Below are 15,594 nucleotides of genomic sequence, written 5' to 3'. Positions count from 1 at the left end.
GACGCGGGCTCGGGGTCGCCGTTCGGTGATGTGGGTCTCGATACGCCGCTGCGCGGCTACTCGACCAGCAAGAAGGGGAGGGCACCCGACCGCAAGTGGGGGTGGGTGTCAGGGACGCAAGCCCTGCAGACCGCCCTCGCGCGGCGAGGCTCACCGGCGGAACGCGTGCCAGCGTTTCGTCGTAGCCGAAGGCGAGACGCCCTGCGGAACGCGGCCGCCTGTCGGGGCCGACGGCGCCGCGGCGGGCAGGGACCGCCGCGGAAGGGACGCCGCGACTGCGCCGCGGCGGGCGGGGACCGCCGCGGAATGGGCTCAGCGGCGGACGCCGCCGCCCGCCAGGGCCGCCGCGCCGAGGATGCCGGCGTTGTTGCGCAGCGCCGCCGGCACGATCGGGGTGCGCAGGTCGAGCAGGGGCAGGAACTCCTCGTGGTGCTTGGAGATGCCGCCGCCGACGATGATGAGGTCCGGCCAGAGGAGCGCCTCGAGGTGGGAGTAGTAGCGCTGCAGGCGCTTGGCCCAGTGCTTGTAGTCGAGGTCGTCCCGCTCCTTCGCAGCGAAGGACGCCTTCTTCTCGTAGTCGCCGCCGTGGATCTCGAGGTGGCCGAGCTCGGCGTTGGGGATGAGGACGCCGTCGTAGATCTGCGCGGTTCCGATGCCGGTGCCGAGCGTCGTCATCAGGACCAGGCCTTTCTTGTCCTTCGCGGCGCCGAAGCGCGACTCGGCGTAGCCCGCGGCGTCCGCGTCGTTCACGAAGAAGATGTCGCGGCCGATGGCGTCCTCGAACAGCTTCTCGGCCTCGAGGCCGATCCACTCGTCCGAGACGTTCGCTGCGGACATGGTGCGCCCGTGCACGACGGCGGCCGGGAAGCAGATCCCCACGGGGGTGTCGGCCGGTGCGTCCGGGAGCATGCCCAGGATCTGCTGCACGGTGGCGACGATGTCCTTCGGGCGTCCGCCCTCGGGGGTGGCGACCTTCATCCGGTCGCTGAGGAGGGCGCCCTCGCCGAGGTCGACGTAGGCCCCCTTGATGCCGGTCCCTCCGATGTCGATTCCGATCGCGGTCGCAGCAGCAGTCATACGGGCCATGCTAGCGAGACGCGAGGGGCAGCGGCCGGTGACCGGCCTCGGCGTAGGATCGCCGCATGTCTGACGGTGATGCGAACTCCTGGTGGTACAACCTCAAGTCCGGCGCGGTGGAGCAGGGCTTCGAGTCCCCGTCCGTCGACCGCGCGGGCCCCTACTCGTCGCGCGAGGAGGCCTCCCACGCTCTCGAGAAGATGCGCGAGAACACCCGCCGCTGGGACGAGGAGGACGCCGAGGACCGCTGATCCCGCGCTGACCCGGGTCGCGCCCCGCTACTCGTAGCTGTGCTCGGCTCCGGGGTACGCGCCGGCCTCGACGTCCTCGCGGAACGCGGTGACCGCTCCGGTGAGGACGCCCCGCAGGTCGGCGTACTGCTTCACGAAGCGCGGCACCCGGCCGGTGGTGAGCCCGGCGAAGTCGGTCCAGACGAGCAGCTGACCGTCCACGTGCGGACCGGCGCCGACGCCGATCGTCGGGATGCGGAGCTCCTCGGTGACCTGACGGGCGGCCTCGCTGGGCACCATCTCCAGGACGACGGCGAAGGCGCCGGCCTCCTGGACGGCGCGCGCGTCGGCGAGCAGCTGCTCGATCCCCTCGCCGCGGCCCTGGATCATGTGCCCGCCGAGGCCGTGCTCGCTCTGCGGGGTGAAGCCGATGTGCGCCATCACGGGGATGCCGGCCTCGACGATCCGCCGGATCTGCTCGGCGGAGCGGACGCCGCCCTCGAGCTTCACGGCGTGGGCGTGCGTCTCCTTCATGAAGCGGAACGCGGTGTGCAGCGCATCGTCCGCACCGGACTCGTAGGAGCCGAAGGGCAGGTCGGCGACGACGAACGCGCGCTCGACGGCGCCCGCGACGGCCCGGGCCAGCGGGATCAGCTCGTCCACGGTGACGGGCAGGGTCGTGTCGTAGCCGAGCACCGTGTTGCCGGCCGAGTCGCCGACGAGCAGGAAGTCGATGCCCGCCTGGTCGAAGATGCGGGCCGTGAGCACGTCGTAGCTGGTGAGCCCGGTGATCCGCACCCCCGAGTCCTTCGCGGTCTGGAAGTGGCGGGTTCTCACGCGTTTCACGGGCTGCGCTGACATGCGTTCGAGTCTATCCGCGCCCTGTCCCGCCTCTGCGGGGGACGGCAGGGCGCCCAGCGCGCACGGGGCGGAGCCACTAGCCTGGAGGCGAAACAGGAAGGGCCTTGATGGACAAGCAACGGGACTTCGTTCTTCGCACCATTGAAGAGCGAGGGATCAAATTCGTTCGCCTCTGGTTCACGGACGTCGTCGGCACGCTCAAGTCGGTCGCGATCGCGCCGGCCGAGGTCGAGGGGGCGTTCGCCGAGGGTCTCGGCTTCGACGGCTCCGCGATCGAGGGGCTGACCCGCTCCTACGAGGCCGACGTCCTGGCCCACCCGGACCCGTCGACCTTCCAGATCCTGCCGTGGCGCGGCGAGATCGACCCGACGGCGCGGATGTTCTGCGACATCACCACGCCCGACGGCCAGCCCGCCGTCGCGGACCCGCGGAACGTGCTCAAGCGCACGCTGGCGAAAGCGGCCGAGCGCGGGTTCACCTTCTACACGCACCCCGAGATCGAGTTCTACCTGCTGAAGTCGTCGACGTTCGGTGCCGAGGGCCCCGAGCCCGTGGACTCCGCCGGCTACTTCGACAACGTCCCCGGTGGCACGGCGCACGACTTCCGCCGCCGCTCGGTCCGCATGCTCGAGGACCTCGGCATCTCGGTCGAGTTCAGCCACCACGAGGCGGGCCCCGGTCAGAACGAGATCGACCTCCGCTACGCGGACGCGCTGACCACGGCCGACAACATCATGACCTTCCGCACGGTCATCAAGGAGGTGGCGATCGAGCAGGGCGTCTACGCGACCTTCATGCCGAAGCCGCTCTCCGGCCACCCCGGTTCGGGCATGCACACCCACCTCTCGCTCTTCGAGGGCGACATGAACGTGTTCTACGAGCAGGGCGCGCAGTACCAGCTGTCCAAGCTCGGTCGTCAGTTCATCGCCGGGCTGCTCAAGCACGCCCCCGAGATCACCGCGGTGACGAACCAGTTCGTGAACTCGTACAAGCGGCTCTGGGGCGGCGACGAGGCTCCCAGCTACGTGTCCTGGGGCCACAACAACCGCTCCGCGCTCGTGCGCGTGCCGCTGTACAAGCCCAACAAGGGCCAGTCCTCGCGCATCGAGTACCGGGCGCTCGATTCGGCCGCGAACCCGTACCTCGCGTACTCGCTCCTGCTGGCCGCCGGGCTCAAGGGGATCGAGGAGGGCTACGAGCTCCCCGCCGAGGCGGAGGACAACGTCTGGACGCTGTCGGACGCCGAGCGCCGCGCCCTGGGCTACAGCCCGCTGCCGGCGAGCCTCGACCGCGCGATCTCGCTGATGGAGGAGTCGGAGCTCGTCGCCGAGACCCTCGGCGAGCAGGTGTTCAACTTCGTGCTGCTCAACAAGCGGAAGGACTGGGCCGAGTACCGCGCCCAGGTCACCCCCTACGAGCTGCGCAGCAACCTCGAGATGCTCTGACCCCTCGCGCCATGCCCCGCGAACGCACGCTGAGCGAGGTCGCCCGCCTCGGTTTCGCCGCCCTCGGCGAGACCGGGGCGCGGCTCGCCGAGGCGGAGGAGCTCGCGGGCCGATCGCTCGAGTCGGTGGTGCCGGCCTTCGCGACGGTGGCCGATCCGGACGCGGCGCTCGGCGCCCTGCTCGATCTGCTGCGCAGTCATCGCGACCGGATGGACGCGGTCCTCGCGGACGACGCCGCGATCACGCGCCTGCTGCTCGTCCTGGGGGCGTCCTCCGGTCTCGCGGACTTCCTGCAGCGCCGGCCGGACGAGCTCGTCGGCTTCCTCGACCCCGTCCGGGTCCTTCCGGGTCGCGGTGAGCTCAAGCAGGAGCTGCTCGACTCGGTCGGCGCCGTCGACGGCGTCGCGGCGCTGCACGAGGAGGACGGCTGGACGGCCCTGCGCGTCCGCTACCGCCGGCTGCTCACCCGCGTCGTCGTGCACGACCTCGGCCAGGCGGATCCGGTCGCGGCGATCGATCGGGTGGCGCGCACCCTCGCCGATCTGGCCGGAGCGGCGCTGGAGGCGTCCCTCGCGGTGGCCCGCGCCGACCTGATCGCGGGGTCCGGCCCCGGCCGATTCGACCGCGAGGAGGTGGAGGCGACGCGCTTCGCCGTCATCGGCATGGGCAAGGCCGGCGCCTCCGAGCTCAACTATGTCAGCGACGTCGACGTGATCTTCGTGGCCGAGGGCGACCCCGAGCGCGGTCTCTCGAACGCCCGCGCGATCGACATCGCGACGCGGCTCGCCGTCCTCCTGATGCGCGGCACCTCGGCGCTCGCCCTCGAGCCGGACCTGTGGGAGGTCGATCCGAACCTCCGCCCGGAGGGCAAGCAGGGCGCGCTGGTGCGGACCCTGGAGTCGCACATCACCTACTACGACCGCTGGGCGAAGAGCTGGGAGTTCCAGGCCCTGCTGAAGGCCCGCCCGCTCGCGGGCGACCTCGAGCTCGGCCGCGCCTACGTCGACGCCGTCGCGCCGAAGGTCTGGTCGAGCGCGTCGCGGGAGAACTTCGTCGAGTCGGTGCAGCGGATGCGCGAGCGGGTCACCGAGAACATCCCGCAGAACGACGTCCACTACCAGATCAAGCTCGGGCCGGGCGGGCTGCGCGACATCGAGTTCACAGTCCAGCTGCTCCAGCTCGTGCACGGCCAGACCGACGACGAGATCCACATGCCGGGCACCCTGCTGGCCCTCGGTGCTCTCGCCGACCGCGGCTACATCGGCCGCGCGGCGGCGGAGGAGTTCGCGCAGGACTACCGGGCGCTGCGCCTGCTCGAGCACCGGCTCCAGCTGCGCAGGCTCCGGCGCACCCACCTGATGCCGCGGGACGAGCACGAGCTGCGGACACTGGCCCGGGCGAGCGGTCTCGCCCGCAGCGCCGAGGAGCTCCTCACCGTCTGGAACTCGATCAAGCACCGCGTCCGCGGGCTGCACGAGCGGCTGTTCTACCGCCCGCTGCTCTCCGCGGTGGCGGCACTGCCCGACGGCGGGATCGAGCTGTCGACCGGACAGGCGGAGGCGCGGCTGGCGGCGATCGGCTTCGCGGACGCCCGCGGCGCCCTCGGCCACATCGCCGCGATGACCTTGGGCGTCTCGCGGCGCGCGAGCATTCAGCGTCACCTCGTCCCCGTCATGCTGCAGTGGTTCGCCGACGGGGCTGACCCCGACTACGGGCTCCTCGCCTTCCGGCGCCTCAGCGACACCCTCGGCGGCACGCCCTGGTTCCTCCGGATGCTGCGCGACTCCTCCGGGGCCGCGAAGCGCCTGACGACGGTCCTCTCCGGCTCGCGCTTCGTCGGCGAGCTGCTCGACCGCATCCCCGAGTCCGCGGCCTGGCTGGAGGACGACGATGCCCTACGTCCCCGCCGTGCCGACCGGCTGGCGGAGGAGGTGCGCGCGGTCCTCGCGCGCCACGACACCCCCGAGGCCGTCGCCACGGCGCTGCGGGGCATGCGCCGCCGGGAGGTGCTCCGCACGGCGATGGGCGGCGTCCTCGGGCTGAGCACCATCGAGGAGATCGCGACGAGCCTCTCCGACATCATCTCCGCGCTCCTGGGCGGCGTGCTCGCGGCCGTCCGGCGCTCGAGCAGCGGTCGTCGCGGATCCGCCGCGGAGTTCGCCGTGATCGGCATGGGGCGCTACGGGGGAGCGGAACTGGGCTTCGGCTCCGACGCCGACGTGATGTACGTGCAGCGACCGGGCGGAGAGGATCCGCACGAGGCGCAGCTCTACGCGCAGTTCCTGGTCGCCGAGCTCGTCCGCCTGACCGAGGACTCGCGCCTTCCGCTCGACCTCGACGCCGATCTGCGCCCGGAGGGCAAGAACGGCCCGCTCGTGCGCTCGCTCGACTCCTACCGGGCCTACTACGCGCGCTGGTCGCTGACCTGGGAGGCGCAGGCGCTGCTGCGCGCCCGCGGCGTGGCCGGCGACGCGGCGCTGATCGCCGACTTCGAGGAGCTGGCCGACGGCGTCCGCTACCCGGCGGCCATCTCGGACCGCGACATCCGAGAGGTCAAGCGGATCAAGGCCCGCGTCGAGAGCGAGCGGCTGCCGCAGGGCGCCGACCCCAAGCGCCACCTCAAGCTCGGCCGCGGCTCGCTGAGCGATGTCGAGTGGCTGGTGCAGCTGCTGCAGCTGCAGCACGCGCGCACCATCCCCGCGCTGCGGACGACCTCGACGCTGACCGCGCTGAGCGTGGCGGAGGAGGCGCAGCTCGTCTCCCCGCCCGACGCGGAGCGCCTGCGCGCGGCCTGGATCCTCGCGTCGCGGGTGCGCTCGGCGATGACGCTGTTCCTCGACCGCACCGCCGACGTGCTGCCCGCCGACCGCCGCCAGCTGGACGGGGTGGCGCGACTGCTCGAGTACCCCGCCGACTCGGCGACGCAGCTCGAGGACGACTACCTCGGCGTCACCCGCCGGGCCCGCGCCGTCTTCGAGCGCCGCTTCTACGGCCCGGTCGAGGTCGACGCGCCGACCTACCGCTGACGCTCCCGGGTCGGCCCGGGAACGCGGAAGGGCCGCTCCTCCGAGGAGGAACGGCCCTTCGTGCAGGGCGCGAGCGCTGCGGTGCGTCGGATCAGACGCCGTAGTACAGCTCGAACTCGAAGGGGTGCGGGCGCTGCGCGAGGGGCTTGATCTCCTTCTCGCGCTTGTAGTCGATCCAGGTCTCGATGAGCTCCCGGGTGAACACGCCGCCCTGGAGCAGGAAGTCGTGGTCGGCCTCGAGGGCGGCGAGGGCCTCCTCGAGCGAGGCGGGGACCTGCGGGATGAGCTTGGCCTCCTCCGGGGGCAGCTCGTACAGGTCCTTGTCGACCGGCTCGTGCGGCTCGATGCGGTTCTTGATGCCGTCGAGGCCCGCCATCAGCTGGGCGGCGAACGCGAGGTACGGGTTGCCGGAGGCGTCGGGCGCACGGAACTCGATGCGCTTGGCCTTGGGGTTCGTACCCGTGATCGGGATGCGGATGGACGCGGAGCGGTTGCCGGCCGAGTAGACCAGGTTGACCGGCGCCTCGAAGCCCGGGATCAGGCGGTGGTACGAGTTGACCGTCGGGTTCGTGAACGCGAGGACGGCGGGGGCGTGCTTGAGCAGGCCGCCGATGTACCAGCGGGCGACGTCGGAGAGTCCGCCGTAGCCGTTCTCGTCGTAGAACAGGGGCTTGCCGTCGTTCCACAGCGACTGGTGGGTGTGCATGCCCGAGCCGTTGTCGCCGAAGAGCGGCTTCGGCATGAACGTGGCGGTCTTGCCCCACTGCTCGGCCGTGTTCTTGACGATGTACTTGAACTTCAGGATGTCGTCCGCGGAGTGGACCATCGTGTCGAAGCGGTAGTTGATCTCGGCCTGGCCGCCGGTGCCCACCTCGTGGTGCGAGCGCTCGAGGATGAGGCCGGCGTCGATCAGCTTGAGGCAGATGTCGTCGCGGAGGTCGGCCTGCTTGTCGACCGGGCTGACCGGGAAGTAGCCGCCCTTGTAGGGGGTCTTGTTGCCGAGGTTGCCGCCTTCTTCGACGCGGCCCGAGTTCCAGGCGCCCTCGACGGAGTCGACGGAGTGGAACGCGGAGTTCTGAGTGACCTCGTAGCGCACGTCATCGAAGATGTAGAACTCGGCCTCGGGGGCGAAGAACGCGGTGTCGGCGATGCCGGTCGAGGCGAGGTACTTCTCGGCCTTCTTGGCGACCTGGCGCGGGTCCTTCGAGTAGATCTCCCCGTTGCGCGGGTTGTAGATGTCGAAGACGATGATCAGCGTGCGCTCGACGCGGAACGGGTCCACGTAGGCGGTGGTCACGTCAGGGATCAGCTGCATGTCCGATTCGTGGATGTTCGCGAATCCGCGGATCGAGGACCCGTCGAAGAGCTGGCCGACGGAGAAGAACTCCTCGTCGACCGTCGAGGCGGGGATGTTGAAGTGCTGCTGGACACCGGGGAGATCGGTGAACCGGATGTCGAGGAACTTGACGTCCGTGTCCTTGATGAACGTGAGCACCTCGGAAGAATCTTTAAACATGCAAAGGTCTCCTATGGCGTAACGGGTTGCTGCAGAGCGCAGCCGTTCCAGGGTAGTCATGGGGGGTTTCCCCACCGTGTCCCGTTTGTTTCGAGCGTGTTACGCGAAGCTCTGTCGAGCGCGTCGTGGCGGGGAACGGGTTCCCGGCGGGCGCCGGGGTGGCGCGGGTAGCATCGGAGGATGCCAGCACCGGAACGCAGGACCTTCGCCGACGTCGCCCCGAGCACGCGGCCGGGGGAGCGGCTCGGCCTCCCTGAGACAGGCCGCATGTCGATCGCCCGGCCCGGCCGCCGCTTCGCCGCGCTCGCCGTCGACTTCGCGATCGTCGCTCTGCTGTCCTTCGTCTTCTTCGGCTACGACCGCTGGGCGAGCATCATCCTCTTCGTCGTGCTGCAGGCGGTCTTCATCCCCACGATCGGCGGCAGCATCGGCCACCGGCTGCTGGGGCTGCGAGTCGTCCGCCTCGGTGGCGGCTGGGTCGGCGTCTGGCGGCCGCTGGTGCGCTCGGTGCTCCTGGCCGTCCTGGTGCCTGCTCTCGTCTGGGACTCGGACCAGCGCGGCTTCCACGACAAGGTGGCGGGAACGGTGCTCGTCCGATACTGATCGGGTAGACGTTCCGGAGACGACGAACGGGCCGGCGGGAGTGATCCCGACCGGCCCGTTCCTCCGTCCACCGAGGCGGGGATCAGCGCGAGCGCTGCGGGCGCACCTTGAACGGGTCGACGCCCTTGGGGATCGGCAGCGAGGTGTTGAGCGAGGCGAGGCGGTTCTTCACGGCCAGGACCTCGGCCTTGGTGAGGACCTTCTTGGTCTTCGCGAGCGTGCGGGGGACCTTGTGCAGCGGCACGGCACCCTCATCGGGACCGACGTTGACGAAGGTGACCGGGACATTGGGGAGGATGCGGCTCACCTTGCGGCGCTCGTCCTCGAGCATGCGCTTGGTGCGGCCGGTCGGTCCCTCGGCGATCAGCACGACGCCGCCACGGCCGACCGCGCGGTAGACCGCGTCCTGGGTCTTGCCGTTGACGGCCACCGGCATCTCGCCTCCGGTCCAGGTGCCGCGGAGACCGCTGCGAAGGACGGCGCCGACGGCGCCCGGCTGCCCGGCGATCTGACCGTAGGCGGCGCGCTCGGCCCGGCGGGAGAGGACCGCGAGACCTGCGACCAGCCCGGCCATCACGCCGACGACGATCCACAGCGCGATGACGAAGCCGTTGCCGTCGCTGAGGAGGACTCCGAGGAGAACACCGATCAGGATCGGGACGGCGAGGGCGAGGAGGATGATCCAGACCGCGCTGCTGTCGTAGCGGCGGGTCATCTGGAACACCTGCCACATCTGCTTGAGACGTCCGGGTTCCTTGACCGCCTTCGTCGACGGTTCCGTGCTGCGTGCCATTCCTCCAGGATACCGAGCGGACCCGGCGGGGGAGACCGATCCGAGCGGATCCGCCGGATCGCCGCTCCTCCCCAACGGCATTGAGTCCGATCACTCCACGGATGCGGCGGTCGGCCCCACGGCCGGTGGACCCGGCAGGCACTCTCGGAGCATGGCAGCGAGCGGCGAGCGGAACGGGAGCGGAGAGCGGTCCACGGAGCGGATCGCCGGCTTCGCCGTGGCGGGGGCGGGAGCGCTGGGCGCGCTCGTCCACGACGGTGATGGGCGGCGCCTGAACGCCGCTCTCCTCTCGCGGGAGCGGGCGGAGGCCGCGCTGCGCTCGGGGCTCGACCGGCTCGGACGGCACGACCACCGCCAGCGGCTCGTGGACGTCGGTGTGCATCGCGACGGTCTCGTCCTGCTGACCGAGCCACCGGTCGTCACGACCCTCGAGGAGGTCCTCGAGTCCGATGTCGCGCTGCCACCGGGCGTCGTCGTGACCCTTCTCGCTCCGATCATCGGCGCTCTTCGGGACTGCATGGCAGCGGGCGTGCTCCCGGCGCCCGGTGCGGAGGCGATCGGGCTGACCGAGGAAGGGCGCCCGGTGCTGCTGCTGAGCGAGGCGGCCGCGGCGGCGTCGGAGTACGAGGTCCGTTCGGCGGTCCGCGGTCTCCTCGCCCGGTGCCGGCAGCGCTGCCCGGAGTGGCACGGGAGTCCCGGGGAGGACGACGACCTCGAGGCGGTCGAAGCGCTGCTGTACCGCACTGCGGTCCCGCTGCCGCTCGGGGCGTCCCCGCGCGTGGCGCGAGCGGCGGAGGGGCTGGAGCGAGCGCGCGAGGTCTCGCCGGGTCGTCACCGTCGGACCCATCCGCTGGACGGCTGGCGGGACCGCGCGATCGCCGTCGTCGTCCGTCGGCGCGGACCCCTCGCCGCGGCTCTGGTCATCCTCGTCGGCGCACTGGCGATGACGGCGTGGGGACCGGAGCGGGTCTCGGGCGCGCAGTCCGCGGCCCAGGAGCGTCCCCCGGTCGCCACGCCGCTGACCCCGGCGCCGCTCACTCCGTCACCGACCGCGACACCTTCACCGGCGCCGGCGCCGACACCGTCCCCGGCGGCCGCATCACCACGGACGCCGTCCCCTGAATCCGCGCCCGCGGTGCAGCCGCCGCCCGCGGACCTGGGTGCGGAGGCGGCGGCGGTCGCCCTTCTCGCCGCCGTCCGCGACTGCCGTGCGGCGAGCCGGGCCTGCGCGTCAGCGCTGACCACGACCGACTCCCCGCTCCGGTCGGAGTGGGCCGCCGTCGCCGTGTCTCTCCGGCACGAGACCGCCGTCACCGCCGTCCACGCGGACGTGAACGGTGCCTCCGCGGTCGTCGCGATCGGGCCGGACCCGGGAACGACGACGGCCTCCGTCCTGATGATCAGGACGGAGGCCGTCTGGCTGCTGCGCGACGTCTTCACCGACGGGGGCCGCTAGTGCGGCGCGTCAGCGATGGGGCGTCAGATGCCGAGGTCGTTCTCGAACGAGCCCTCCTCGAGGCGCTCCTTGATGGCCACCAGGAAGCGGGCCGCGTCGGCGCCGTCGACCGTGCGGTGGTCGTACGAGAGGGCGAGGAACACGGTCGAGCGGATCGCGATCGCGTCGCTGCCGTCGACCTGCACCACGGCCGGCTTCTTCGTGACGATGCCGGTGCCGAGGATCGCGGTCTGCGGCAGGAACACGACGGGCGTGTCGAACAGCGCACCGCGCGAGCCGGTGTTGGTCAGGGTGAAGGTGCCGCCGGCGAGCTCGTCGGGCTTGAGCTTGTTGTTGCGGGTGCGCTCCGCGAGGTCGCCGATGGTGCTGGCGATCTGCGCGAGGGTGAGCTCCGACGCGTTCTTCAGGACCGGGGTCAGAAGGCCGCGCTCGGTGTCGACCGCGATGCTGATGTTCTCGTGGTCCGGGTAGACGATCGAGTCGCCGTCGAGCGTCGAGTTGATCACCGGGTAGGCCTTGAGGGCCTCGGCGGCCGCGAGGGCGAAGAACGGCAGGAAGGACAGCTTGGCGCCGGTCTTCTCGTTGAAGGTCTTCTTGACCGAGTCGCGGAAGCGGGCGACGGCGGTGACGTCGACCTCGACGACCGAGGTGAGCTGGGCGGTCGACTGCATCGACTCGACGGCGCGCTGCGCGAGCACCTTGCGCAGGCGGGTCATCGGCTGGGTCGTGCCGCGAAGGGGCGAGGTCTCGAGCGGCGTGCGGGCGGCCTTCGCCGCGGCCGCGGCGGGAGCCGAGACCGGGGCGGGAGCGGACTTGGCGGCCTCGACTGCGTCGAGCACGTCCTGCTTGCGGATGCGGCCGCCGACACCGGTGCCGGTGAGGGTCGAGAGGTCGATGCCGTTCTCGCCCGCCAGCTTGCGCACCAGCGGGGTGACGTAGCCGGGGTTCGAGTCGGTGGGCTCGGGGGTCGCAGCCGGCGCCGGGGCGGCGGCGGCAGAAGCCGGAGCAGCGGCGGCGGGGGCCGGGACCGACGGAGCGGGCGCGGATGCCTCGGGAGCGGCGGGCTTCTCGGCGGCGGGGGCCGGCTCGGGCTCGGCGGGGGCCGGAGCCTCCTCCTCGGTCTCCGCGTCGACGGAGGGGGTGGCCTCGTCTGTCGGCTCGGTCTCGGCGGCCTCGGCCTCGGGCGACTCCTCGGCGGCCGGGGCCTCCTCGGCGGGGGCCTCGGGCTCGGCCGCGGCAGCGGCTCCGGAGCCGTCGCCGATGCGGACCAGCTCGGCGCCGACCTCGACGGTCTCGTCCTCCTGGACGAGGATCTCCTCGATGACACCGGCGACGGGCGACGGGATCTCGGTGTCCACCTTGTCGGTCGAGACCTCGAGCAGCGGCTCGTCGACCTCGACGCGGTCGCCGACGTTCTTCAGCCAGCGGGTGACCGTTCCTTCCGTGACACTCTCTCCGAGTGCCGGGAGGCTGACGGATTCGCTCATGAGCCTGTCTCCTTAAAACGCTTGTGTTCGTTGCTTCAGTTTAGTGAGGCGGGAGCGGCCGGTCGCCGCCCCGCGATGGTTCTAGAGGGCGTGCAGCGGCTTGCCCGCGAGAGCGAGGTGCGCCTCGCCGAGCGCCTCGTTCTGCGTGGGGTGCGCGTGCACGAAGGGCGCCACGTCCTCGGGGTGCGCCTCCCAGTTCACGATGAGCTGGGCCTCGCCGATCAGCTCGCCGACGCGGGCGCCGATCATGTGCACGCCGACGACGGGACCGTCGACGACGCGCACGACCTTGACCGAGCCGGCGGTGCCGATGATCGTGCTCTTCGCGTTGCCGCCGAGACCGTAGTCGTAGCTCGCCACGCGCTCGGCGCCGTACTCGGCGATGGCGCGCGCCTCGGTCAGGCCGACGGACGCGACCTCCGGGTCGCTGTAGGTGACCTTGGGGATGTTGAGGTCGGCGACCGTCTGCGGAGCGAGACCGGCGAGCTCCTCGGCGACGAAGATCCCCTGCTGGAAGCTGCGGTGCGCGAGCTGCAGGCCGGGCACGATGTCGCCGACGGCAAAGACGCCGGGGACCGAGGTCTGCAGGCGCTCGTCGGTGAGCACGTAGCCGCGGTCGAGCGTCACGCCGATCTCCTCGAGGCCGAGCCCCGCGGTGACCGGGCCGCGGCCGACCGCGACGAGGAGGAGGTCGCCCTCGACGCTCGCCCCGCTCTCGAGCGAGACCGAGACGCCGTCGTCGGTCTGGACGACGCCGGTGACGCGCGAGCCGAGGGTGAAGGAGATGCCGCGCTTGCGGAAGGCGCGCTCGAACTGCTTGCTGACGCTCTCGTCCTCGTTCGGCACAAGGTGGGGGAGCGCCTCGACGATCGACACCTCGGCACCGAAGGAGCGCCAGACGCTGGCGAACTCGACGCCGATGACACCGCCGCCGAGCACGACGACCCGCTCCGGCACGTGGTCCAGCTCGAGGGCCTGGTCGCTGGTGATCACGCGGCCGCCGATCTCGATGCCCGGGAGGGTGCGCGAGGCGGAGCCGGTCGCGACGACGATCGAGCCGCCGTGCAGCACGTGCTCGCCGACCGTGACGGTCGTCGGCCCAGTGAGCCGGCCCTCGCCCGAGACCACGGTGATGCCGCGCGAGGAGACGAGGCTCTGCAGGCCCTTGTACTTGCCGGCGACGACGCCCTCGCGGTAGCGCGTGACGCCGGGGACGTCGATGCCCTGGAAGCCGGCGAGGACGCCGTACTTCTGCGCGTCGCGGGCGCCGTCGGCGAGCTCGGCGGCGTGCAGGAGGGCCTTGGTCGGGACGCAGCCGCGGTGCAGGCAGGTGCCGCCGAGCTTGTCGCGCTCGACGATCGCCACGCTCATCCCGAGCTGGGTCGCGCGCAGAGCCGCCGCGTACCCGCCGCTGCCACCTCCGAGCACGACCAGGTCGTAGCGCTCTTCCGACACCCAGTGACTCCCTTGCGACGTGCGGTTCCCCTCGCCTCCGCGGATCCCCGCGCCTGTGCGCGGGCCGGTCGGAGGGGGGACGAGGCGGGAGATCCCGCCCCGTCGACCCTACTACGCGCTCGCCAGGCCCTCGGCCAGGGCGAGGAGGGCGCGGACCGAGACCCCGGTGGGGCCGGTGCCGGTGAAGCCGTACCCGCCGCCGCCGTTGTTCGCCGGGCCGGCGATGTCGAGGTGCACCCACGGGATGCGCGCCGCGTCCGGGCCCTCGCCACGGCTGCCGACGAACTCCTGGAGGAAGTGCGCGGCGATCAGCATGCCGCCGGCGGTGTTGCCCGGCTTGATGTTGGCGATGTCGGCGATCTCGGAGTTGAGCAGCGGGCGGAGCTCCGCGGGGAGCGGCATGTGCCAGAAGAGCTCGCCCGTGCTGCGCGCCGACTCCAGCACGGAGGCGACCAGCTCGTCGTCGCCGAACACGCCCGTGTAGCGGTTGCCGAGCGCGACGACGGCCGCGCCGGTCAGCGTCGCGACGTCGACGATCGCGTCGGGCTGCTCCTCGCTCGCGGCGACGAGGCCGTCGGCGAGCACGAGGCGGCCCTCGGCGTCCGTGTTGAGGACCTCGACGGTCTTGCCACCGCGGATCGTGAGCACGTCGTTCGGGCGGATGGCGGTGCCGGAGGGCATGTTCTCGGCGATGCAGAGCCAGGCCGTGACCCGCACGGGCAGACGCAGCTCGGCGACCGCGCGCACGACGGCGTAGACCGTGGCCGCACCGGTCATGTCGTCCTTCATGCCGATCATCGAGGCCGGCGGCTTGAGCGAGAGTCCGCCGCTGTCGAAGGTGATGCCCTTGCCGACCAGCGCGAGGTGCTTCGGCGCCGCCGACTCCACTGTGCCGTCGGGGGAGTGAGCGACTTCGGGCGAGTAGGCGATCTTGACGAGGCGGGGCGGGCGCGAGGAGCCGCTGCCGACGCCGAGGATTCCGCCGAAGCCGTCCCGCTCCAGCGCCGTCTCGTCCCAGACCGTGACCTCGAGAGGCAGTCCCTCGACGCCCTCCAGCACGGCCTCGGCCAGCGTCTGCGGGTAGAGGTGCGACGGCGGGGCGTTGACCAGGTCCTTCACCGCGGAGACGGCGCGGCCGACGACCAGGGCGCGCTCGAGGACGGCCTCGTCGGCGGAGTCGTCGGTGGTGACGAGGAGCACGCTCTCGACGGGAGCCTTCGCCGACTCGAGGGTGCTGTGACGGAAAGCGGTGTAGCTGTAGGAGCCGAGCGCGGCTCCCTCGGCGACGGCCGCGAGCGCGCCCTCGCCGCCGGTGGGCAGCGCGAGGGCGACCGTGGCGGTGCCGGCGAGGCTGCGGACGGCGAGGCCCGCGGCGGTCCGCAGGACCGTGGCACTCGGCTCCGCCGATCCCAGGCCGACGAGCGCGAGGACGCCCGCGCGGACCGAGGAGGGGACGCGCGTCAGCGATTCCGCGGCGCCGGTGACCCCGAGTGCCGGGAGGGCGGCGACCAGGTCGTCGAAGCCGTCGACGCCGACGAGACGCGGGCCGTCCGGCCCGGGCGCGACGCCGAGGACGAGGGCGCCGGTGTCGAGGTCGGAGACGGGAGCGGTCGTGTACTCGAGAGAGGAGAGGGGCATGAGCGCA

General features: G+C 71.8%; 12 protein-coding genes. 5 read left to right on the top strand and 7 right to left on the bottom strand.

Going from position 1 to position 15,594, the window contains the following annotated elements:
* Positions 1-312: 312 nt before the first annotated feature.
* A complete protein-coding gene (ppgK, locus tag HRK28_RS00585; RefSeq protein WP_132437043.1) occupies positions 313-1,077 on the bottom strand; it encodes a polyphosphate--glucose phosphotransferase in 765 nt (254 codons plus the stop codon).
* Between the two features lie 65 nt (positions 1,078-1,142).
* On the opposite strand from ppgK, the gene HRK28_RS00580 reads away from it, so the two are divergent.
* A complete protein-coding gene (locus HRK28_RS00580; RefSeq protein WP_173250073.1) occupies positions 1,143-1,328 on the top strand; it encodes an SPOR domain-containing protein in 186 nt (61 codons plus the stop codon).
* Between the two features lie 27 nt (positions 1,329-1,355).
* On the opposite strand, the gene panB is transcribed toward HRK28_RS00580, so the two are convergent.
* Positions 1,356-2,168: a 3-methyl-2-oxobutanoate hydroxymethyltransferase gene (panB, locus tag HRK28_RS00575; RefSeq protein ID WP_173250071.1), complete on the bottom strand. Its 813-nt coding sequence runs from the start codon at positions 2,166-2,168 to the stop codon at positions 1,356-1,358.
* A 107-nt stretch (positions 2,169-2,275) separates the two neighbouring features.
* Here panB and HRK28_RS00570 point away from each other — a divergent pair, with 107 nt between their 5' ends.
* The gene (locus HRK28_RS00570) at positions 2,276-3,613 is read left to right on the top strand and encodes a glutamine synthetase family protein (protein ID WP_123736929.1); all 1,338 of its coding nucleotides are present in this window, start codon (positions 2,276-2,278) and stop codon (positions 3,611-3,613) included.
* An 11-nt stretch (positions 3,614-3,624) separates the two neighbouring features.
* Positions 3,625-6,639 carry a bifunctional [glutamine synthetase] adenylyltransferase/[glutamine synthetase]-adenylyl-L-tyrosine phosphorylase gene (locus tag HRK28_RS00565; protein ID WP_173250069.1) on the top strand — a complete coding sequence of 1,005 codons (3,015 nt, stop codon included), beginning with the start codon at positions 3,625-3,627 and terminating at the stop codon, positions 6,637-6,639.
* A gap of 91 nt (positions 6,640-6,730) precedes the next feature.
* Here HRK28_RS00565 and glnA read toward each other — a convergent pair whose 3' ends face one another.
* Positions 6,731-8,155, bottom strand: coding sequence for a type I glutamate--ammonia ligase (gene glnA / locus HRK28_RS00560; protein ID WP_173250067.1), 1,425 nt, complete (start codon positions 8,153-8,155; stop codon positions 6,731-6,733).
* A gap of 180 nt (positions 8,156-8,335) precedes the next feature.
* On the opposite strand from glnA, the gene HRK28_RS00555 reads away from it, so the two are divergent.
* A complete protein-coding gene (locus HRK28_RS00555) occupies positions 8,336-8,758 on the top strand; it encodes an RDD family protein (RefSeq protein WP_132437047.1) in 423 nt (140 codons plus the stop codon).
* Positions 8,759-8,840: 82 nt separating this feature from the next.
* Here HRK28_RS00555 and HRK28_RS00550 read toward each other — a convergent pair whose 3' ends face one another.
* Positions 8,841-9,551 carry a DUF4191 domain-containing protein gene (locus tag HRK28_RS00550; protein ID WP_160089131.1) on the bottom strand — a complete coding sequence of 237 codons (711 nt, stop codon included), beginning with the start codon at positions 9,549-9,551 and terminating at the stop codon, positions 8,841-8,843.
* Between the two features lie 151 nt (positions 9,552-9,702).
* On the opposite strand from HRK28_RS00550, the gene HRK28_RS00545 reads away from it, so the two are divergent.
* Positions 9,703-11,007: a hypothetical protein gene (locus HRK28_RS00545; RefSeq protein ID WP_173250065.1), complete on the top strand. Its 1,305-nt coding sequence runs from the start codon at positions 9,703-9,705 to the stop codon at positions 11,005-11,007.
* A 23-nt stretch (positions 11,008-11,030) separates the two neighbouring features.
* Here HRK28_RS00545 and sucB read toward each other — a convergent pair whose 3' ends face one another.
* The 3 genes from sucB to HRK28_RS00530 all read right to left on the bottom strand — a co-directional run bounded on the left by sucB (position 11,031) and on the right by HRK28_RS00530 (position 15,587).
* Positions 11,031-12,494, bottom strand: a complete 1,464-nt coding sequence (gene sucB / locus HRK28_RS00540) for a 2-oxoglutarate dehydrogenase, E2 component, dihydrolipoamide succinyltransferase (RefSeq protein WP_173250063.1) — start codon at positions 12,492-12,494, stop codon at positions 11,031-11,033.
* A gap of 81 nt (positions 12,495-12,575) precedes the next feature.
* Entirely contained in the window at positions 12,576-13,949 is a 1,374-nt protein-coding gene (gene lpdA, locus HRK28_RS00535) for a dihydrolipoyl dehydrogenase (protein WP_173250061.1), read from the bottom strand.
* Positions 13,950-14,060: 111 nt separating this feature from the next.
* On the bottom strand, positions 14,061-15,587 hold the full coding sequence (locus HRK28_RS00530) for a leucyl aminopeptidase (protein WP_173250059.1): 1,527 nt from the start codon (positions 15,585-15,587) through the stop codon (positions 14,061-14,063).
* Between the last annotated feature and the right edge of the window lie 7 nt (positions 15,588-15,594).

The organism is Rathayibacter sp. VKM Ac-2835 (genome assembly GCF_013266705.1).
In the GTDB taxonomy this organism is placed as follows: domain Bacteria; phylum Actinomycetota; class Actinomycetes; order Actinomycetales; family Microbacteriaceae; genus Rathayibacter.
The sequence above is the reverse complement of the archived record's forward strand: the minus strand, read 5'-3'. Positions and strand labels throughout refer to the sequence as shown.